Source organism: Helicobacter sp. MIT 01-3238 (assembly GCF_003364135.1).
GTDB lineage: Bacteria > Campylobacterota > Campylobacteria > Campylobacterales > Helicobacteraceae > Helicobacter_B.
Genome location: NZ_NXLN01000012.1, coordinates 1 through 20,390 on the forward strand (window position 1 = coordinate 1; position 20,390 = coordinate 20,390).

17 protein-coding genes and 1 CRISPR repeat array are annotated in these 20,390 nt (G+C 41.7%); of the genes, 14 read left to right on the top strand and 3 right to left on the bottom strand.

Annotation, left to right across the window (positions count from 1 at the left end; translation table 11 throughout):
• The first annotated feature begins 147 nt into the window (after positions 1 to 147).
• A complete protein-coding gene (locus tag CQA40_RS05325; protein ID WP_115519884.1) occupies positions 148 to 507 on the top strand; it encodes a hypothetical protein in 360 nt (119 codons plus the stop codon).
• A 278-nt stretch (positions 508 to 785) separates the two neighbouring features.
• A CRISPR array of direct repeats spans positions 786 to 1,744; the repeat unit is 36 nt; unit sequence GTTTTAGCCGCTTGTTAAATTCTCTTATGGTAAAAT.
• Between the two features lie 763 nt (positions 1,745 to 2,507).
• Here the strand turns inward: CQA40_RS05325 and CQA40_RS05330 are convergent.
• From CQA40_RS05330 to CQA40_RS11580, 3 genes are read right to left on the bottom strand one after another with little or no spacing between them, the layout of a single operon-like run.
• Positions 2,508 to 3,470 (bottom strand): 3'-5' exonuclease, encoded by a 963-nt coding sequence (locus tag CQA40_RS05330; protein WP_258864470.1) that lies wholly within the window; start codon positions 3,468 to 3,470, stop codon positions 2,508 to 2,510.
• 39 nt (positions 3,471 to 3,509) lie between these two features.
• Positions 3,510 to 4,157 carry a ribulose-phosphate 3-epimerase gene (gene rpe / locus CQA40_RS05335; RefSeq protein ID WP_115519886.1) on the bottom strand — a complete coding sequence of 216 codons (648 nt, stop codon included), beginning with the start codon at positions 4,155 to 4,157 and terminating at the stop codon, positions 3,510 to 3,512.
• Positions 4,151 to 4,285 (bottom strand): hypothetical protein, encoded by a 135-nt coding sequence (locus CQA40_RS11580; protein WP_258864471.1) that lies wholly within the window; start codon positions 4,283 to 4,285, stop codon positions 4,151 to 4,153. Before CQA40_RS11580 ends, rpe begins: the two co-directional genes overlap by 7 nt.
• A gap of 204 nt (positions 4,286 to 4,489) precedes the next feature.
• Here CQA40_RS11580 and CQA40_RS05340 point away from each other — a divergent pair, with 204 nt between their 5' ends.
• The 13 genes from CQA40_RS05340 (at position 4,490) to CQA40_RS05405 (ending at position 20,379) form a co-directional block, all read left to right on the top strand.
• The gene (locus CQA40_RS05340) at positions 4,490 to 5,362 is read left to right on the top strand and encodes a class 1 fructose-bisphosphatase (RefSeq protein ID WP_115519887.1); all 873 of its coding nucleotides are present in this window, start codon (positions 4,490 to 4,492) and stop codon (positions 5,360 to 5,362) included.
• Positions 5,363 to 5,472: 110 nt separating this feature from the next.
• A complete protein-coding gene (locus tag CQA40_RS05345; RefSeq protein WP_408941412.1) occupies positions 5,473 to 5,718 on the top strand; it encodes a hypothetical protein in 246 nt (81 codons plus the stop codon).
• Between the two features lie 53 nt (positions 5,719 to 5,771).
• A complete protein-coding gene (locus CQA40_RS05350) occupies positions 5,772 to 7,643 on the top strand; it encodes an ATP-binding protein (RefSeq protein WP_258864472.1) in 1,872 nt (623 codons plus the stop codon).
• Between the two features lie 288 nt (positions 7,644 to 7,931).
• The gene (cas9, locus tag CQA40_RS05355; protein ID WP_408941413.1) at positions 7,932 to 11,309 is read left to right on the top strand and encodes a type II CRISPR RNA-guided endonuclease Cas9; all 3,378 of its coding nucleotides are present in this window, start codon (positions 7,932 to 7,934) and stop codon (positions 11,307 to 11,309) included.
• Between the two features lie 5 nt (positions 11,310 to 11,314).
• Complete coding sequence (gene cas1 / locus CQA40_RS05360; protein WP_115519889.1) at positions 11,315 to 12,547, top strand: type II CRISPR-associated endonuclease Cas1; 1,233 nt, start codon at positions 11,315 to 11,317, stop codon at positions 12,545 to 12,547.
• Positions 12,510 to 12,833, top strand: a complete 324-nt coding sequence (gene cas2, locus CQA40_RS05365; RefSeq protein ID WP_258864473.1) for a CRISPR-associated endonuclease Cas2 — start codon at positions 12,510 to 12,512, stop codon at positions 12,831 to 12,833. The genes cas1 and cas2 overlap by 38 nt, the downstream gene beginning before the upstream one ends.
• A 203-nt stretch (positions 12,834 to 13,036) precedes the next feature.
• The gene (locus CQA40_RS05370; protein WP_115519890.1) at positions 13,037 to 13,531 is read left to right on the top strand and encodes a flavodoxin; all 495 of its coding nucleotides are present in this window, start codon (positions 13,037 to 13,039) and stop codon (positions 13,529 to 13,531) included.
• Positions 13,532 to 13,796: 265 nt separating this feature from the next.
• Positions 13,797 to 14,546, top strand: coding sequence for a hypothetical protein (locus CQA40_RS05380; RefSeq protein WP_115519892.1), 750 nt, complete (start codon positions 13,797 to 13,799; stop codon positions 14,544 to 14,546).
• A gap of 119 nt (positions 14,547 to 14,665) precedes the next feature.
• Positions 14,666 to 15,385, top strand: coding sequence for a uracil-DNA glycosylase (gene ung / locus CQA40_RS05385; RefSeq protein WP_115519893.1), 720 nt, complete (start codon positions 14,666 to 14,668; stop codon positions 15,383 to 15,385).
• Positions 15,361 to 17,421 (top strand): DUF1561 family protein, encoded by a 2,061-nt coding sequence (locus CQA40_RS05390; RefSeq protein WP_115519894.1) that lies wholly within the window; start codon positions 15,361 to 15,363, stop codon positions 17,419 to 17,421. Before ung ends, CQA40_RS05390 begins: the two co-directional genes overlap by 25 nt.
• 234 nt (positions 17,422 to 17,655) lie before the next feature.
• Positions 17,656 to 18,795: a site-specific DNA-methyltransferase gene (locus CQA40_RS05395; RefSeq protein WP_115519895.1), complete on the top strand. Its 1,140-nt coding sequence runs from the start codon at positions 17,656 to 17,658 to the stop codon at positions 18,793 to 18,795.
• 131 nt (positions 18,796 to 18,926) lie between these two features.
• On the top strand, positions 18,927 to 19,775 hold the full coding sequence (locus tag CQA40_RS05400) for a site-specific DNA-methyltransferase (protein WP_115519896.1): 849 nt from the start codon (positions 18,927 to 18,929) through the stop codon (positions 19,773 to 19,775).
• Entirely contained in the window at positions 19,762 to 20,379 is a 618-nt protein-coding gene (locus CQA40_RS05405; RefSeq protein ID WP_115519897.1) for a hypothetical protein, read from the top strand. Before CQA40_RS05400 ends, CQA40_RS05405 begins: the two co-directional genes overlap by 14 nt.
• The last annotated feature ends 11 nt before the right edge of the window (positions 20,380 to 20,390 follow it).

The window sequence follows — 20,390 nt, forward strand, 5'->3', positions numbered from 1 at the left end:
GTTTAGATTTATTTGTGTGTGTGTTTCCCCCTCCCTTTGCGGAGGGGGCTAGGGGGTGGGTAGATACCACCTCCACGCTTCAAGCAAAGCTAGCAACTGCAAACAAACACAGCATTTTCGTCATTGCGAGCAAGTCGAAAGACTTGCGTGGCAAAACAAGCAAAGCGTAGTTTCTTTAGTAATGACGAATCTTTCCACGCTTTTGCCAATGCAAAAGATACCCACCCCCAAACCCCTCCGCAAAGGGAGGGGGCTTTAAGAGAGTCGAACGCGATTACTCTAAGGGAGGAGGCTTTTGTCCTCCTCACTCACAAAGTAGCAAGCGCACTTACTCTAAGGGAGGGGGTTTCAAGAAGTTTCCCTGTAAATAAAACTATTTGTCATACTGAGGGCGTAGCCCGAAGTATCTCAAGGAATATCTCAAAAGATTCTGCAAACAACACAAAACAAAAAAAGAGATATTTTGCTTGTCTCAATATGACAACGCATAAAAGCGTGGATTACTAAAGAAACTGCACTTCGTTCGTTTTGCCACACCCATTTCATTTGCTCGCAATGACGAAAATCGCCATTTAAGCATTAGCAAAATATTTCAAAATCTCTCTTAAGCCGAAATGCTCTTAAGCAAAACTTCAGCTTCATTTTTTAGTCCAATTTTATACCAAATCCATTCCTAAAATCTTACCAAGCTAACAAAATACATCCACCAAAAATCACAAAAACAGCAGTTTTTGCAAAAACACGATTCCCAAACCCACGCAAAATACACACTTACACAGCAATTGGTTTTAGCCGCTTGTTAAATTCTCTTATGGTAAAATTACATTATGGCTCGTAAGCGTGGGAGATTTGTTTTAGCCGCTTGTTAAATTCTCTTATGGTAAAATAAGTAGGGTATGCTTCTTCTACTCCACCAGGTTTTAGCCGCTTGTTAAATTCTCTTATGGTAAAATCCCTGTGGTCGTTGTATTTGCTGTCGTGTGGTTTTAGCCGCTTGTTAAATTCTCTTATGGTAAAATAATCTCAAGGTTTAGGTAAATCTGTCCTCAGTTTTAGCCGCTTGTTAAATTCTCTTATGGTAAAATAAAGAGCTTTATCCTTAAGGAAGCGAGAAAGTTTTAGCCGCTTGTTAAATTCTCTTATGGTAAAATTAAGCCAGCGTTTTGGTCGACCTGTTGCAAGTTTTAGCCGCTTGTTAAATTCTCTTATGGTAAAATTACTTGCGTAGATGATTCTCCCGCGCGAATGTTTTAGCCGCTTGTTAAATTCTCTTATGGTAAAATTTGCTTGTGTTTAAATGAGTTAGGAAATTTGTTTTAGCCGCTTGTTAAATTCTCTTATGGTAAAATCGCGAAATGCTACTCTTGGTAACACTTACAGTTTTAGCCGCTTGTTAAATTCTCTTATGGTAAAATCAATGTAACGCTTAAATTAAATAGCAACTAGTTTTAGCCGCTTGTTAAATTCTCTTATGGTAAAATAGAGACAAAATGAGGGTAACACATCAAGTCGTTTTAGCCGCTTGTTAAATTCTCTTATGGTAAAATCAAAAAAATTATATTAAATGAAGCGAGGTGGTTTTAGCCGCTTGTTAAATTCTCTTATGGTAAAATTAGGGCGATTATCCTCTATGCCTTGATTTTGTTTTAGCCGCTTGTTAAATTCTCTTATGGTAAAATGCATCATGAGTTTTTTTACCAGGCTCTGTGTTTTAGCCGCTTGTTAAATTCTCTTATGGTAAAATATCCTGTGAGAATATATCGATTTTATCGGCATTTGAGAGTTTTTGACAGCCCAAAATCCCCATAAAATCGAGATAATCAAGCATAGAGAGTCTAACAAGCGGCTAAAATAAGGGAAGCAGGAAATCCCGCAGGGTCCCGCAAGGGGTAAAACGCAATGAATGGATTGTGTTGAGCTAATCCCTAAACCTGCCCGTTTTTTTGATTCTACTTTTTACCTTACACATACTTAAAGCATAACCACACTTAGATACACCTACTCAGCCTACCTCACCCACTTCCAAAGTCATATCACTTCACACAATGCCTTTTAATATTTTTGTCAAGCAAAATTTGCTGATAAAAGATATTCCCCCAAATACTTAAAAAGCAATAAAGAGATATTTCGCTAATGCTCAATATGACAAGGACAGCCAATCACAAGGTGGCAATGATAATACAGCAATAAAGACAGCAACGATAAAGCGACAAATGACAAATAGCGATAATCTCTAACCATAATAAGCGATAAATATACTTCACTAAAATATGACAACAAAAAATTTGGGTTGGTTTATAGCAAGATAGAGCATAGAAATTAGCAATGAAAAAAAACGACAAAATCAAATAAGCAAACAATCCCCACCAATCCCTAGAAGTATCAAAATCATCAAAAGACACCAAAAAAGATACCAAAGCAAACTAAAACTTCAGCAAAACCCACAACCACCAAAATCCCACAAACCCACCAAAAATATCCCCAAAACCCCCAAATATTCACAAAACCTACATAGCACTTTTTGAAAAGTCAATCAAATCCTGCGTTGTTCGCACGGCTTTTGGCAGTGATAAAAGCGATATTTCAAACACCTTTAGCGCGGTTAGCGCATCGGCATAGGCACGATGTGAAGTAGGCGTATTTATCCCCAAAAATTCATTTAGATACTGCAAAGAATACCGCTTAGCAAGTATCGTCCTGCGGGCTAAATCTATGGTGCATAGCTTTGGGTTTAGTAGCTTATAAAGCCCCGCTTGCTCCATAGCCGCGCTTACAAACCCATAGTCAAACCCCACATTGTGTGCTACAAAAACACTCTGTGCCAAAAACTCCCTAAAATCACGCAAAACCTCTCGCTCTTTTCGTGCGTTTTCTAGCATTTTGGGTGTGATTTGGGTGATTTCTACGATAGTTTCTGGGACAAAATACGCGTGGATAAGCTCGCTAAACTCGCCCAAAATTTTGCCATTTTTCCACTTTATCGCGCCGATTTCGATGATTTGGTGCTCTTGAGGTTTGCTACCTGTGGTCTCAATATCCACAAAGCAAAATTCCTGTTCCCTCCACGATAGCTCATTGTGCGCTAGGAAGTAGGTATCCCCGCTTGATTCTAGTGGCAAGCCCTGCGCACGCAGTAGCTCGACTTGTAGATACGCTTCCTCTATGTCAAAGTCTTTATCAAAGTCTCTAGTCCCAAAATCTTTGGCAAAATCTTGCGTGAAATCTAAGCTAGATTCTAGTCTGTCCCCAAAATCCTGCCCTAGATTTTTTTCCACACTTTTTTTTGCACTTTTTACTACGCTACTTTTTACTGCACTTTTTTTTGTGCTTTTGTGTGGATTTTTGTGCGTGCTTTTGCTATCTGTGTAGATTGCTTGATTTTTGCTAGATTGTTGCAAAATCCCATAAAGTTCCTCATAAGAGATTTTGCTTTTTGTCAGCCTTGCTTGCAGTTCCTTTGCGATACTCAAAGTCATATCCTTAGTCTTTAGCCCGATTTTTTACAATCTCTATCGTGGGTTTTTTAGCAAGTCTATGGCTTGGTGATAATCCCTAGCACCAAAGACAAAACTCCCCGCTACGAGTATATCTACACCTGCTTGCTTCAAAGCTAGGGCATTTTTGTCATTTACCCCGCCATCGACTTCTATTAGGCATTTTGGATTTTTGGCTTCTATTAGTTCGCGCAAGTTTCGCGCTTTTTCTAGCACAGATGGGATAAACTCCTGCCCACCAAATCCCGGATTTACACTCATTAGTAGCACCATATCAATATCTGGCAAAATATAGCGCAGATTTTCTTCACTTGTGTGTGGGTTTAGCACGACTGCGGGACGCACTCCATTATCTCGTATGTGGCTTATGAGGCGGTGGAGATGCTTCACTTCCTCGATATGCACGCTTATAAATTCTGGCTTTAGTGGCAAAAAGCTATCTACAAAACTTTCTACTTTTTCTACCATTAGGTGCACATCTAGTGGCTTTGTGGTGGCGTTTGCTACGCTTTTTATCACAGGTGCACCAAATGTGAGATTTGGCACGAAGTGCCCATCCATAATGTCGATATGGACAAAATCCGCCCCCGCTTCGCAGATAGAGGCTACCTCCTCGCCAAGCCGCAAAAAATCGCTAGATAAAATACTTGGTGCGACTAGCATAGTGGCAGGCTTTTTGTGGTGGAATCTACGCAGTGGGTGCAAAGATGAGCGGACAAAAATATGTCAAATGAAAGTATGTGAAGCAAAAGTGCAAGTGGCATAGAGGGTGTAGAAAGTAGATTTTGCATCGCGTGCCTTTTTGGTTGGTATCTTTAGGTGTCATATTTGTAGCGAAGTTTTGGCGATAAATTTCAAAAATTAAATGCTATCATAAGTGTATTAAGAATATAATTAAGCCTTTATAAAAACTAGCAAAAATATAAAAATTCACACAAAATCTAACAAAGCCCGCGCTTAAAAGAGTAGCAAAAAAGAGTGAAAAAGGAGTGAAAATGCAAGCCCAAGCAAAAATAGATTTTGCAGCACTAAAGCTATGCCTACAAGAGTGTGCTATCGCTGTGCATAGCGCACTACAAAGTGAAAATGTAGGCTATCTATCTAGCACAAATTCTAGTGGGGATATGCAGCTAGGCGTAGATGTGGCGTGTGATAAACTCATAGAAAAAAAGCTCTTAGAGCTAGAGTGCGTAAAGGGAGTATGCTCTGAAGAAAAACAAGAAGCACTCTATAAAGATTCTAGTGCAAGTCTTTTGGTAGCTTATGACCCGCTAGATGGCTCAAGTCTTTTTGACTCAAACCTTAGTGTGGGCTCTATATTTGGAATCTATCAAGGGGAGTTTGCCTCTAGTGCGATAGTGGGAGCGTGCTATGTGGTGTATGGACCGCGCTTAGAGCTAGTGTGGGCAGATAGCACAGATGATGAGGTGGGGCATTTTTTGTATGATTTTGCTAGGGGGGAATGGATTAGTAAGCCAGCCTTGCATTTGGGCGAAAAAGGTAAGCTAAATGCACCGGGTGGAACACAAAAGCATTGGAGCGAGAAGCACAAGTCGCTAGTGGATTCTCTTTTTGTGCAAGGGTATCGATTGCGATATTCGGGGGGAATGGTGCCAGATTTGCACCAGATACTTATAAAAGGTGGAGGGCTATTTAGCTACCCTGCGACACAAGACGCACCAAAAGGCAAGCTAAGAAAACTTTTTGAGGTGTTTCCATTTGCTTTCATCTACCAAAAAGCAGGTGGAGAGGGCATAGATGGGCACTGCTCTTTGCTAGAGCTAGGGTGTGATGGACTGCACGATACCACGCAGTGCTTTTTAGGTAGCAAGGCAGAAATCGCCCTTGTAAAGGAAGCATATAAATAATTTCACGATAAAGAGATTTAAAAAGCATTTTTAGAAAAACGATTTTATAGCCTAAAGACTTTGCAAAGGCTTTGGGCTTGCAAACATTTTGCAAACATAAGGATAAGAAAATGAGTGAAATAAAGACACCTGATAATGTAGCACAGAGCGCAGAAGTAGCAAATGGCGCAATGGATATATTTGAGAAAAAACTCCAAGATGAGCTAGGCAACCTCAAAAATTGCCAGCAAAGTAGCGGGGTGGATTCTTGCTTTGTGTGTGAGAAGATGCTAGAGTGTCCCACGCGCAAATCCTATGTAAGTGCTGTGTATGAGAGTATGGGCAAGGGACAAGAAGGCATAGATTTTGATTTCTAGATGAAATCTAAATTTTGCTTGGCAGGGCAAATAAACATAAAAGGCTAGAGGAAATGGAATTTTTAGAGGATTTTTTACACACGAAAGACATACAAAAAGCAAAGATTTTTGAGCTTTTGAGATGCAAAGAGCAAGAAGCAATCATCTTGCAATATATGACAAAAGCACTCCTAGATGGCGTGCAAGAAGTGGGCGTGATAGAGCTAGTGCACAACTGCTTTGGCGAGCAAACAAGCCAAGATAGCCTAAGCACACCACAAGACTTGCAAAATCCTGCCAAAGCTACCAAAAAAACGACAAAAAAAGATTCCTTGCAAAAACAAAACTCACTCCAAAATCCCCTCCAAACCTCACTATATGACAAACCAAAGCAATCCCTAATCATTACCCACCTCCCCACTATCCGCACGCTTTTGGATTTGGGGTGGATTGTCCTTAGTGAGATGTCGCGATTTAAGCAGCCAAATATCAAGGACTTGGCTTTGCTAGAGCTACTAAGCTGTGAGGTGAGCCTCTCTAGCGCGTTTTTGCGACTCATAGAGAGAGGACATAGCGAAGTGCAAATGCCCGATGAAACACCTTATAATGACCATCTAGAGTATGTCAAAGACCAATTTTTGCGCATACATTTGGCAAGCAAATTTAGCCCACAAAATGACAAAAAAAACACCGCGCTAAAATCCCAAATAAACGCACTAGAAAACCGCATAAAAGAGCGACTTCTCATCACCACAAAAGAGATTTCAGCACACAAAATCATCAAAGACTACGCACTAAATCCAAAAGAAGAAATGATATTTTTTGCCCTGCTAAAGGAGGAATACTATGGAGGAGATGGCTACTACCGAGATATGAACAACCTCATAGACTTGATAAGTGAAAGCGAATATGACAAAATGAAAAATCGCGCCCTACTTGATGAAAAATCCACCCTCATAGAAAAGGGACTACTTGACTTTGGGGAAATGCTAAATCCATTTGGTGGAATCGTGCGGACATTTTATATCCCCGAAGAGATTTTGCACAAGGTTATCCGCGAGCCCTACAAGAAAAAAAGCAAAAAAATCGCCCTAGCTTCTGTGCTAGAAGAGCAAGAAATCTTTGAGCTACTGCGCCCCAAAAGTAGCCTAGATGAAATCGTGCTACCACAATCCACCAGAACAATGATAGACTCTATCCTAAAGCAAGTAGACTCTAGCGTGGTGGCTAGACTAAAGCAATGGGGGATAAAAGACAAGCACAAAGGGGTAGAAGCAAAAATCCTTTTCTACGGTGCCGCAGGCACGGGCAAAACGCTTAGCGCACTTGCCATAGCCAAAGCCCTAAAAAAGCAAGTGCTTAGCTTTGACTGCTCCAAAATCCTCTCTATGTATGTGGGCGAGAGTGAAAAAAATGTGCGAAAGATATTTGACACATACAGCGACATAAGCAAAAAAATCAAAAACGAGCCTGTGCTACTACTAGATGAGGCAGACCAATTCCTAAGCACACGCATAACCTCTAGCTCTGGCGCGGAGAAAATGCACAACCAAATGCAAAATATATTTTTGGAGCAAATCGAGCGATTTAGTGGCGTGCTAGTGGCTACGACAAATCTCGTAGAGAGTATAGATTCTGCGTTTTCTAGGAGGTTTGACTACAAAATCGAGTTTAGGCGACCAAACGAGGAGCAAAGACGCAAGCTGTGGGAAAAATACCTCCCCAAAAACGCACAATATGAGCCAAACTCTACCATAGAATCCCTCTGCAAAGAGCTATCTAGCCATAGCTTAAGTGGCGCACAAATCGCCCTAGTGATAAAAAACACCGCCTATAAAGTCGCCACTAGAGATAAGCCTATCTTTGCCAAAGATGACTTTATCGAAGCTATAAAGCGTGAGCTAAGCGGGGACTTTGATAGTAGCAAAAGCGTGGGGTTTATATAGCTTTTAGCTAGATTTTGCTCAAAAAGTGGGTTTGTAAGGGAGGTTGTATTTAGTTGTTTTTTGCTTATTTTTCTGCATAAAAATTTGTGTGTATTTTTATGGGTTTTGCAAAAATATTGACAAAACCATTTTTTTTTTTTTTGTAGAATCTTGCTCTAAGAAAGCTAAGGAGTGGAAATGTCGCAAAATCAAAATACACAATCTCATCTCAATCCTACTACACAACCCAACACACAATTAGGCGCACAATCAAGCACACAGCTAAGCACACAATCAGGCACACAAAGTTTGAAAATCTTAGGCTTTGATATAGGTGTGGCGAGTATCGGCTGGGCGTTTGTCGAGGGTGGGGAGCTAAAAGACTGCGGAGTGAGAATCTTCACAAAGGCAGAAAATCCAAAAGACGGCAGCTCTCTAGCCCTGCCACGCCGTGAGGCAAGGGGAGTGCGCAGACGACTAGCACGAAGAAAAGGTAGGCTAAATGCGCTAAAAGTGCTTATCTGCAAAGAGTTTGGGCTAAATCGTGGCGACTATCTAGCAAACGCAGGGGAATTGCCAAAGGCGTATCACACAAGTAAGGATACAAAAAGCCCATATCAGCTCCGCGCAGAATCGCTAAATCGCAAACTTAGTGCCGATGAGTTTGCCCGTGTGATTTTGCATATCGCAAAGCATAGAGGCTATGGCAATAAACACGCAAAGGAATCAAACGATGATGATAGTGGTAAAGTCAAAAAGGCGATAAGCGAAAATCAAAAAGTGATGAGTGAAAAAGGCTACACAACCGCAGGGCAGTATCTCTATGGCGAGTTTTATCAAAAGGAAAGAAACGAGCAAGAAATTCAGGCAAGGGTGGAAACTTTAAAGGCGTATTATAAGAGCAACAAAGTAAAGGTAGAAAATCAAAATAAAAATAAGTTAGAAAGACAAAGCCCAAATCAATTCAACAATATCCGCAATAAGAGCGAAAACTACGCGCGTTGCTTGGCTCAAAGCGAATTGCAAAAAGAATTAGAGATTATTTTTGAGAGACAAAAGCAATTTGGCTTTGAATTTAGCGACAAAAAGCACAAAATCATTGATGCAAATGGCAAACTCCAAGAGCTAGATTTTGCAGACGCAGTGCTAGAAATCGCATTTTTGCAACGGCCACTGAAATCCCTTGCAGACAAAGTCGGCAAATGCACATTTTATGAGAGCGAACCCCGCGCACCAAAAGACTCCTTAAGTGCTATTGAGTTTGTCGCACTTACGCGTATCATAAACACCCTAGCAAATATCACAAAGCGCAGTGGAGAGGTATATAGCGCGGATAAAGTGCGCGAGATTCTCTCAATCGTGCTAGACAAAGGCGAAATCACTTATAAAAACTTGCGCAAAGTCATAGCTCTTGATGAAAAGCTACAATTCCCCAAAGACTCCAAACTAGACTATGCAAAAGAGGACGCTGAAAAAGCAAAGGCAATAGAATTTAGCAAATTAAAAGCATTTAGAAAGGCTTTGGGTGGGAGTTTTGAGGGATTTTCTCGTGCCGAGCTAGATTCTATCGCCACAGATATTGCGCTTACCAAAAGCAAAGATGAGCTAAAAGCCAAACTTGCCAATTATCAAAGCCTAAATGATGAGCAAAGAGAAAAATTAAGTGAGCTAAGTTTTGATAAATTTATTGATTTGAGTTTTAAGGCATTGGAGGCGATTTTGCCCCTTATGCGCGGGGATAGTGGCGAGTGCAAGCGGTATGATGAAGCGTGGAGAGAAGCAGGGCTAGTCGAAGTAGCCAAAAAGACGCAAAAAGGCGATAGCCTCCCACCTCTAATACAATACGAGCAAAATCTAGCAAATCCCGTAGTGGCAAGGGCTTTGGCAGAGTATCGCAAAGTGCTAAATGCTTTGCTTAAAAAACACGGCAAGGTGCATAAGATTCACTTAGAATTTACGCGCCAAGCGGGTGTGAGTAGCAAAGAGCGGGGCGAAATCATAGCCGAGCAAAATAAGAGGCTTAAGGCAAACGAGGAAGCGCGAAAAAGGTGTGAGGAATATGGACTAATTCCAAGCGGCAAAAATATCCTTAAACTCAAACTTTGGCAAGAGCAAGGTGAATTTTGCGTATATAGTGGTAAGAAAATTTGTAGAGAGCATTTTTTAGACCCAAAAGCCCTAGAAGTCGAGCATATCTATCCATATTCGCGCAGTTATGATGATAGCCAAAATAACAAAGTGCTTGTCTTTGCAGATGCCAATCAAAACAAACGAGAAAAAACGCCTTATGAGGCGTTTGGTGGCGACACACAAAAATGGAATCAGATTTTAGGGCGTATCGAAAAACTACCAAAGGCAAAGAAAAATCGTATCACAAACAAAAATTTTGCCAACAAAGAAGCTGGGTTTATCGCGCGAAATATCGTAGATACGAGCTATATCGCCACACTTACAGCAAGCTATACAGATGCGTTTATCGAGTTTTTGCCACTCACAGAAAATGAGGACACTACGCTAGGGCGCGGCGAAAAGGGAAGCAAAAAGCACATAAGTGTGGTAAATGGCTCACTAACGGCAACTATGAGGCATTATTGGGGGCTAAACACTTTGCTAGATAGTGAGGATAGCGAGAAAAAAGATAGAAGCAACCACCTCCACCACGCCCTAGATGCTATAATCATCGCTTATGTGAATGATAGCGTGATAAAGGCTTTTAGCGACTTTAAGAAAACACAAGAGCAAAACAAAGCTCACTTAATCGCCAAAGAGATAGAATCAGCCGAGTATAAAATCTCACGCAGATTTTTCGCACCGAGTGGCTTTGAAAACAATGAGGCGTTTCGTCAGGCTATAAAGCGTAAGATTTTGGGACAATCTCGTGAATCTAGAGAGAATGATATGTCAATAAATAGCGAGGCTATGGGCGAAAAAGTAGGTGGAATCTTTGTTAGCAAACCACCGAGAAAACGCGCAAGAGGTGCTTTACATAAAGAGACTTTTAAGTCGCCTTATGATGAAAAAGTTTATAAAGATTTTATAGACAACAAGAAACTAAAAGAATTAGAGAAGTTAAAACAAGATAAACCAAAAGAATTTTTAGAGTTTATCGAAACAGCTGTGAATCGCGCCATAAAGCTAGGCAAAGTCCGCCAAATCGGTAGCAAAATCGCCGATAATGGCACAATGGTGCGCGTGGATATTTTTCGCCATAAAGTAAGTGGCAAATTTTATGGTGTGCCAATTTATACGATGGATTTCGCACTTGGGATTTTGCCAAACAAAGCCGTAGTGGGTGGCAAAGACAAATCTGGCGTGATAAAAGATTGGCTAGAAATGGACTCAAATTATGAATTTTGTTTTAGCCTTTTTAAAGATGATTTGATTTTGGTGCAAAAGAAAGAGATGAGCAAGGCGGAGTTGTGCTATTTTATGGGTTTTGGCATTGCGACAGCTTCCATTAGTGTCGAAAAACACGACAATCATTTTGATACACTCACAGAAAATCAAAAGCTACTTTTTAGCAATGCCACACCAAAAGAGGTAAAAGGGTTAAGCATAGGTATCCAAAATCTAAAAGTCTTTGAAAAATGGCAGGTTTCGCCACTTGGCGAGGTAAGCAAGGCAGGATTCAAAGAGCGAGAGCCTATCGCACTTAAATCCACACCGAAAAGATTCTTGCAAGGATAGCCAAAATGTTTGATTCGCATTTTCGCACGCTATTTATAAGTAGTCCAGCGCATTTGCGACTAGAATCCAAGCGACTAATCATAGAGCGCAAAGAATCTACTACTATCCCCCACAAAGCCCTAGCACACAAAGAAGCAAAAGATAGCGATAACTTGAGTGATATATACTCCCCTTACAAAAGCGACAGAAAAGATAGTGTGGCTATACCGCTAGCTGATATTGCCTATATCATACTAGAATCCCCGCGCATAACCCTTAGCTCTGCCCTGCTAGACGCACTCTCCACGCACAAAGTCGCACTTATATCGTGCGATAGCTCGCACTTGCCTAGCGGGATTTTTACGCCGTTTTTGGGGCACTATCGTTCGCTAGCCGTGCTTGAGTCTCAAATCGCGTTAAAAAAGCAGACAAAAAGCATTATTTGGCAGCAAATCATAAAATCCAAAATTACCAATCAATGCTCCGCCCTAAAGCTAGCCAAGCCAAATGAGATAAAAGCGATAGATTCTCTCCAAAGCCTAGCCAAATCTGTCCAGCTAGGAGACTCTACCTATAATGAAGCAAAAGCTGCGGCAATCTACTTCAAAGCACTTTTTGGGAATAGCTTCATACGAATGCGTGATATAAATAGCCAAATAAACGCAATCAATGAGCTAGAGACACAAGCCCAAGTGGCTGGCGATAGCACAGCAGATATAGCAGACACAAAAGATAGTGCGCCAAATGCTATCATAAACTCCGCGCTGAACTATGGCTATGCCATAGTGAGGGCGGCTATCGTGCGCACTCTATCTAGTAGCGGGCTAAACCCAGCACTTGGGCTATCCCACACCAATGTGTTTAATCCATTTAATCTAGCTGATGACATTATCGAGCCATTTCGTGCGTTTGTGGACTCTCTAGTGGTGGAAATGCTCTCATCAGGCGAGTTTTTGCAATCTAGCGAGCTATCTCTACAAAACCGCACAAAGCTAGTCCAAATCCTAAGCACGCAGGTGTGTATGCTCTGCACTGCCCCCGCTACACAAGCGCACACCACACATACCCAAAATCTCTCAAACGCCACAAACAAAGGCAAGCTCTACCCGCTTATGCGTGGTGTCATCATCTGCGTGCAAAGCCTAGTAAAGCTCATAGAATCAAACGGCGACATAAGCGGGCTAGGGTTTGATTTGCCTGTATTTATGGAGGATATTTCAAATGGAAGAGAAGTTTATGAGGGTGCTAGTGATGTTTGATATGCCAACTTCTACCAAAGAGGACAGAAAGGCAAGCGCGAAATTTCGCAAAGACTTAATCAAAGAGGGGTTTATGATGTTGCAGTTTAGCGTGTATATGCGCATCTGCAAAGGCGTAGCAAGCGCAAACAATCATATTGATAGGCTATATCTCTACCTCCCGCGCAAAGGGCATATCCGCGCTTTGATACTTACAGAGAAGCAGTTTGATAATATGCGACTTCTGCTAGGGCAAAAAAGTGAGTGCGAGAAAGCAAACGCCCCAAGACAGCTGACTTTGTTTTAGGGGATTTTGCTTTTTTGTGGATTTTGTGCGTTTGTTTTGCGTTTGTTTTGCGCTTTGGGTGGTGGGCTAGGGGAGGCTTAGGCTTATTGTTTGGACTTAAAGTTTGTGTGATTTTGCGCTAAAAATGTGTGGATTTATTGCATTATTTAAGAAAATTTGGCATATTTATCGTTTCTAAATTTTATTCATAGAAAGGACACACAATGGAAAAGATTGGAATCTTTTATGGAAGCGATGGCGGAAACGCTAAAGGCGTAGCAGAGAAAGTATCTAGCGCACTAGGAAATGCCGAGCTAATCGATGTGGCAAACGCAAGCAAAGACCAACTTGCAGGGTTCAAAAACCTTGTGCTTGTAACCCCTACTTATGGCAGTGGCGACTTGCAAAGCGATTGGGACGATTTTTTGGGCTCGCTTAGCGATGGCGATTTCTCAGGCAAAACTATCGGGCTTGTAGGACTTGGCGACCAAGACACTTATAGCGACACTTTCGCTGATGGTATCTCTCATATCTATGCAAAAGCAAAAGCAGGCAAAATCGTAGGACAAACTTCCACAGAGGGCTATGAGTTTAGCGACTCTCAAGCGGTAGTAGATGGCAAGTTTGTAGGACTTATCATCGATGAGGACAATCAAGACGATAAGACAGATAGCAGAATCTCATCTTGGGTAGATTCTATCAAAGGTAGCTTTGCGTAAGAATCTTCGCCTCTAAATACTTTGTAAATGCCTCCAAATCATTTGTGCTTCTAGCTTAGGGCAGGGTGCGGGTTTGGAGGCTTTTTATTTTTAAACTTGCTTTAGTTTGGCTTTTTGCTTCTGCTAAAAACTTTTTTACTATTTTTTTACTACTTTTTTTGTTTTTCTCTCATTTTAAGATTTTGCTTTTTTGCAGATTTTGTGCTACACTTTGGGAATATATTTTGCTTAAAATCCTTAATTTACTTCCCAAAAGGATTTTCCTATGAGCCCTATCAGTAGTATTTCTAGCACAAGCAGGACAGATACTTCCGCGCTAGCCGAGCTTTTTGCAAGTCGCTATGCCCCACAGAGTGCTACCCTGCCACAAACCCCAGCGCAAAATATCACCCAAGACATAAGCCAAGCCCAAAACCACCTAGACACAAGTGGTGCAACTACTCCTGCTAGAGATTCTGCCAAAACAAACACGCAGCAATACCCTCAAACCACCCAAGATAGCAAGACTGATAGCAAAATCCCTTACAACAGCGCGGAAAAAGACACATTGCCAACTTTGCAAGACTTTATCCACGACCCTACAAATGAGCAAAACTCCGCGCTAAATCTAGTAAGTCAAATCAACCAAATATCCAACATAAACCAAGTAAGCGATACCCAAAACACCGCTCAAACACAACAAGGTGTGCAATCCATAAGCCGACTTGAAGATACATTTACCCCATCAGATGAACTTAGCGCGGCTATGAGGGCAAAATCGTATTTCAAAAACGCACTTATTGATGCTGATAGCTTCAAGGCTATGGCTCGCCAGCTTCACAATGACGGCGTAATCAACCGCGATGAAATGATGATGGTGGATTTTTTGAGTGAAAAATCGCCAAATATATCGCTTAAGGATTTTGACTCTATGATAAAAAACGACAATCTTAGTCGTGAGATGCGCGGGCTTATCGCACAGCTTGTGCAAAAAATCCATTTGATGAATTACCTAAGTGGTGGTGCACTTGCCTAATAGGGCTAAAATAGCTCATAAACGCGCTTGGCTAGGCAAATCTACTTAAACAAAATCTAGCAAACGTCCCCAATCTAGCACAAAGATTGCCCAAATCTTTATAAATACCGCAAACCACAATGATACCAAAGACACTATCAAAGCAATGGGTGGATTTCCTAGATGATGAGTTTTCGCAAAAATATTTTGGCGATATAGTAGCCCACTACAAAAACGCACTAAAATCCAACCAAACCATTTTCCCACCAAATCATCTTATTTTTAATGCTTTCAATCTAACTCCCCCACAAAATGTCAAAATCGTAATTCTAGGGCAAGACCCATATCACGGGAGTGTGTTTATCACTGATAGCAAGGGAGTGAAGCGCGAAGTGCCACAAGCTATGGGACTAAGCTTTAGCGTGCCACTAGGTGTGCCTATCCCACCTAGCTTAAAAAACATTTACAAAGAGCTACAAATCTCACTTGGATTTGTCCCACCAAGACACGGGGATTTGAGTGCTTGGGCTCAAAGAGGTGTGCTACTTCTAAATGCGATTTTTTCTGTGCAAAAAGGCATAGCAGGCTCGCATAAACACTTTGGGTGGGAAGCATTTAGCGATAGTGTGATAAAAAAACTATCCAGCAAAAAAGAGGGGCTTATCTTTATGTTATGGGGCAACTACGCAAAACGCAAAGCAACCCTCATAGATTCTAGCAAGCACATTATCTTGCAAGCTGCCCATCCTAGCCCCCTAGCGCAAGGTTTTGTAGGCAGTGGAGTGTTTGCAAAGGCAAATGCCGCGCTTATAGAAATGGGCAAGGAAGCATTTGATTGGAGTTTGCCACCCTTAGGCTAATCCCTGCTAATGTGCTAGAATCGATTTTTGTAGCGTATAAAAGGTATAAAATGAAGCATATTTTGTTTGCGTTATTTTTTCTTTGTGGGTGCAAAAGCGTGGATTTGCAGGGTGTGGATTTGCACAGCGAGGGCTTGCTAGGACAACGGTCTATTCCCCAAAAACTAGCCGATTCGCCCAAAGATAGCATTATCAAAGTCCTTGATGAAAATGGGAAAATTCGCTGTTATATGCCTGATGTGCGGAGTGTGTATGTCGTCATTGGCACTTGTCGCACGAGCTGGGCAAAACCCGCTAGGTATGATGTCTTTGGGCGAATCGCTTATAATGTAGAGGATACTTGGCTTTGCCTAAGCGCACCCGAATCAGTGGCGCAAACAAAGCGTAAAAGTAAGGACTACCTAACGCTAAAGCCCTGCGTAATAAACGATAAAAAACAGCGGTGGAAGCTCAAAGATGATTTGTTCTACTCACTTGATGAAAGCTATGTGATAAAAGATGATAGCGCGTATCTATATGCGGCAAGCGTGCGTGATACAAGCCTAAAGCTAAGCAAGATTCACACTTCAATGAGCGAGTGGCTAAGCACCATTGCGCGTCCTGCAAATCTTAGCATTCTAACTTCCCTAGCGTGGGATTACACCACGAGAGAGGGCGCACAGCGATATTTTCTCTACAATAACGGCTCGGGTAGAAACACCACGGATTTGTATTATAACTTAGAGAGCGGACATATTGCGCAATATGACGGCTACAAGGGGCTAAACTGCCTTTATGCGGATTTGGGCGGGGCGCAGTGGAGCTGGGCTTGGTGGGGCAAATGCACGGACGCAAAAGCTCCTAGTAAAAATCGCGCTTATTGGCGATTTATCCGCGTTAGCGAGGCTGAATCTGTCCTATTAAACTTTCAAGGTGCTGCGTTGCGCGTAACTAGCACGGGCATTCATTGGGGAGTGCCATACATTGTCGCACCCAAATATCTGCTAAAAGATAGTTCAAACTACCCTACTTCGCGCTTCATCATCGACAAAGATACGCAGGATTGGCTTAGATTTATCTACGCAAATATCGGGGATAATCTGCCCTTTTGCCCAGCCCCCTCAAATAAAACGACAAAAAGCGCAAACACAGAACAAAATCCACCCAAAAATCAGCTTAAAAATCAAGCTCCCCATAAAAATCCGCAAAACACACATTCCCCACAAAATCTAAAAAACCCTCCTAATGATTTTGTCATAAACAATTCTTGGCTTGCTAGGCTTTTGGCGATTATCCACACGAGCGATAGTGGGGAGAGTAGCGTAGGTGTGTGCGGTATATGCTTGTTACAATCTTTTCAAATCATCGCTGAAATTTTGGAAAATCCATTATCCCCACGCACAAATGGAGGATATTTTTTTGATACGCAAAACGGAGCAAACCCTTTTACCTCATTTGAGTTACGCAATTCATTGCTTTATCATACGCTAGATGACATTGTCCGCTGGTTTCCTGCTTATGTGGAGAGCCCTACTATCACAGAGCAAATGAGGTTTGACTACAATAACAACCTAGCCCTAATGAGCGCAATCGCACTTTTGCCACAATATGATTGGGCAATCACCACCCGCGCACAAGGGCGGAGCGATATTCCTCGTGTGATAGATTCTATATTTGGCTCGGCTTATGGAAGTGCATTTGTAGTGCTACTTCGTATGCAGAGTGCACAGCAAGAGGGAGGACACGCTATGGTGGCTATGAGGACAAGTGCTGGTGTGGTGCTTATCCCCACAAATGCGCCAATGAGTGCGGAGGAACTTCGCATTTTTACTACGCCTTTGCGCGATAGAGGCGAGTTTTTGACTAGATTTAGTGAGTATGGCTTTAGTATCACAAATATCGCGCTACTTGGCGTGCGCGGATTGCTAGCAAATCCATTTGCTAGCAATATCTCGCTTGGCAACTGCACGGGCGAGGGCGAAAATAGACGCGGTAGTGGCACAACTCCTACAAGTGCACTTGTAAATCAATGCGCTAGCGGGCGATGCTTGGAGTAGTTGGATTTCATAGCCCTCCTCATTTTTGCCCTTAGGCTTTTTGGGATTTTGCACCACTTTTGCATTAGACTTATTTTTCTAAGCACAAGCGCGATTCTTACAAAATGCTTTTTGTTTGCCAAAAAAAATGCAAGCAAAATTTAGTATAATTGCGCGGTTTGTGAAGCATAGCCAAAAGGCAAAATCATAGAATCTTTCCCTTGCTTTTGCGTGATTTTATCTATCAGGTGTGAAATGTTGCAAATTTTTAGCGATTTTAAAAGCCCAAAAGACTTTTTACAAGAGCCTTACAAGTGCGCATTGCAAGGCGATTTTAGCGCGCAAAATCTGCTTATTTTTGATGATAATCTAAACGCTATGCAGTTTTTAATCCAAGAAAAGGGCTACAAAAACGCGCTAGATTTAATCTACATAGACCCGCCATTTGCGACAAACAATACCTTTAGAATGGGCAGCACCATAAGCGCGTCTCTAAGCGCAAATATTGCTTATGATGATAAGTTTAGTCTAGAATCTTACTTGGAGTTTTTGTATTATCGCCTTGTGCTAATGCGTGAGATGATGAGCCAAAAGGGTAGCATTTATGTGCATACAGATAGCAAGGTGGGGCATTATGTCAAAATTTTGCTTGATGAAGTCTTTGGCAGGGAGCATTTTATAAACGACATTACGCGCATAAAGTGCAATCCTAAAAATTTCGCAAAAAAGGGCTATGGCAATCTCAAAGATAGCATTTTGTTTTATAGCAAGAGCGGGGAATTTATCTGGAATGAGATAAGTCAAAAGGTGCGTGAGGAGGACTTAGCCAAGCGATTTAGCAAACGCGATGAAAAAGGCACATACACCACTATCCCGCTTCACGCACCGGGGGAAACCAAAAACGGAGAGAGCGGGCAAGAATGGAATGGGCTAAAACCACCGCAAGGCAGGCATTGGCGTTGCACTCTGCGTGAGCTAGATAGACTGCAAAATGAGGGACTAATCGAGTGGAGCAAAAACGGCAATCCGCGCAAAAAAATCTACGCCAAAGACTACAAAAGCAAAAAAATCCAAGACATTTGGGAATTTAAAGACGCACAAAAAGTATCCTACCCCACGCAGAAAAACACCGCGCTTTTGCGCCAAATCATCGCAATGTCTTCAAATGCAGATTCGCTTGTTATGGATTGCTTTTGTGGCAGTGGTGGATTTTTGCGCGAGGCATTTGGCTTAGGCCGCAAGTTTATCGGCATAGATTCTAGCAAGGAGGCAATCAAAGTTAGCAAAGAGTGGTTGCAAAAATGCAAGGAATCCCAAAAATGCGCGTGTGCAATCTGTGAGAGAAGCCAAAAATCCTTATCTCCAAAATCCACACACAAAATCCCCGCCGTGTGAATCTAGAGCAAAAATCAAATTTGGCACACTCTAAGCACAAGCGCGATTCTCACAAAATGCTTTTTGTTTGCAAAAATAAATGCAAACAAAATTTAGTATAATTGCGCGAAATATTAGCCATAAGGACACAAATGACTTTAGCTTCGCAAAAATGCTACACAGATTCTACAAGCCAATCTAGCAGTTTGCAAAATTTCCCTTTGTTTTTGCTAGGCGATGCAAAAGATACGCTAAAAACCCTGCAACCACTAAGCATTGATTTTGTGCTGACTTCGCCTCCTTATGATGATTTGCGTGATTATGAGGGGTTTAGCTTTGATTTTGAAGCTATTGCTAGCGAGCTATTTCGCGTGCTAAAAAATGGCGGGGTAATGGTGTGGATTGTGGGGGATTCTGTGGTAAATGGCAGTGAGAGCTTGAGTAGCTTTAGGCAGGCACTGCATTTCAAAGATATAGGATTTAGAATCCACGATACGATGATTTATCAAAAAAACAATTTTTCAAACCCTAGCAAGACGCGCTATCATCAGGTGTTTGAGTATATGTTTGTCCTCTCAAAAGGCACGCCAAAGACATTCAATCCACTTATGGATAGGAAAAATGTCTATGCTGGGCATACGACATTTGGCGAAAATACCACGCGCAAAAAAGACGGCAACTTCACAAAGCAAAAAAAGCGCGTAATTTCAGAATTTGGTATGCGTTATAACATTTGGAAAGGCAACACTTCAGGGCAGGAAAATATGTGCAAATCCATAAAGCACCCCGCGACTTTTCCGCTGTGGCTAGCACGCGACCATTTGCACTCGTGGAGCAACCAAAATGACATTGTCCTAGACCCTTTTTGTGGCTCTGGCACGACAGGTGTAGCCTGCAAGGAGCTAGGGCGCAACTTCATCGGCTGCGAGATAGAATCAAGCTACCTAGATTTCGCAAAAGAGCGGATAAAAAATACGAGGGTAGAAAATGGATTATTCTAAACAATCTATCAATGAGAGTTATGCCAAACTTGGCACGATTAGCAAGCTAAACAACAAACGATTTCCATTTAGAGAAGTGATAAAAAACATAGAAAAGCGTGAGGTTTTAGAATTTAAAAACGCTAGATTGCTAGGCTTGCTAAAAAGTGCGTGCAAAAACACCATAACGCCTGTGAATAATATCGAGTTTAGCGGGCGTCCAAATGAGTTTGGCAATATCGTGGCAAATCTTTTTGCCATAGAGTGCAAAGGCGTAGGGCTAGACTACCAAAAGCCAAAAGACACGCAGGGCAAGGGCAAAGAAAGTGGCTATCCTGATGGGTTAGTCGTGTTTGAAAATCAATATTTTTACACCGAGCTAAAGACTTGCGAGCAAAGCAAGCAAAATCAAACATTGCGTTCATTTTTTTACTCCCCCTCCACACATTCTAAAATCCTCTATGATGCTTCCCATCTAGTCATTTGCTTTTTGACATACAAAAATGGAAGCGCGTTGCTACTAAATGGCGAATTTCACATAGTGTATATGTATGAAAAAGAAGTGAAACTAAAGCTAGAATACAATATCAACAACAAAGAACTATACGGTGGCAAGTTGCTATAAACCTAGCGTGA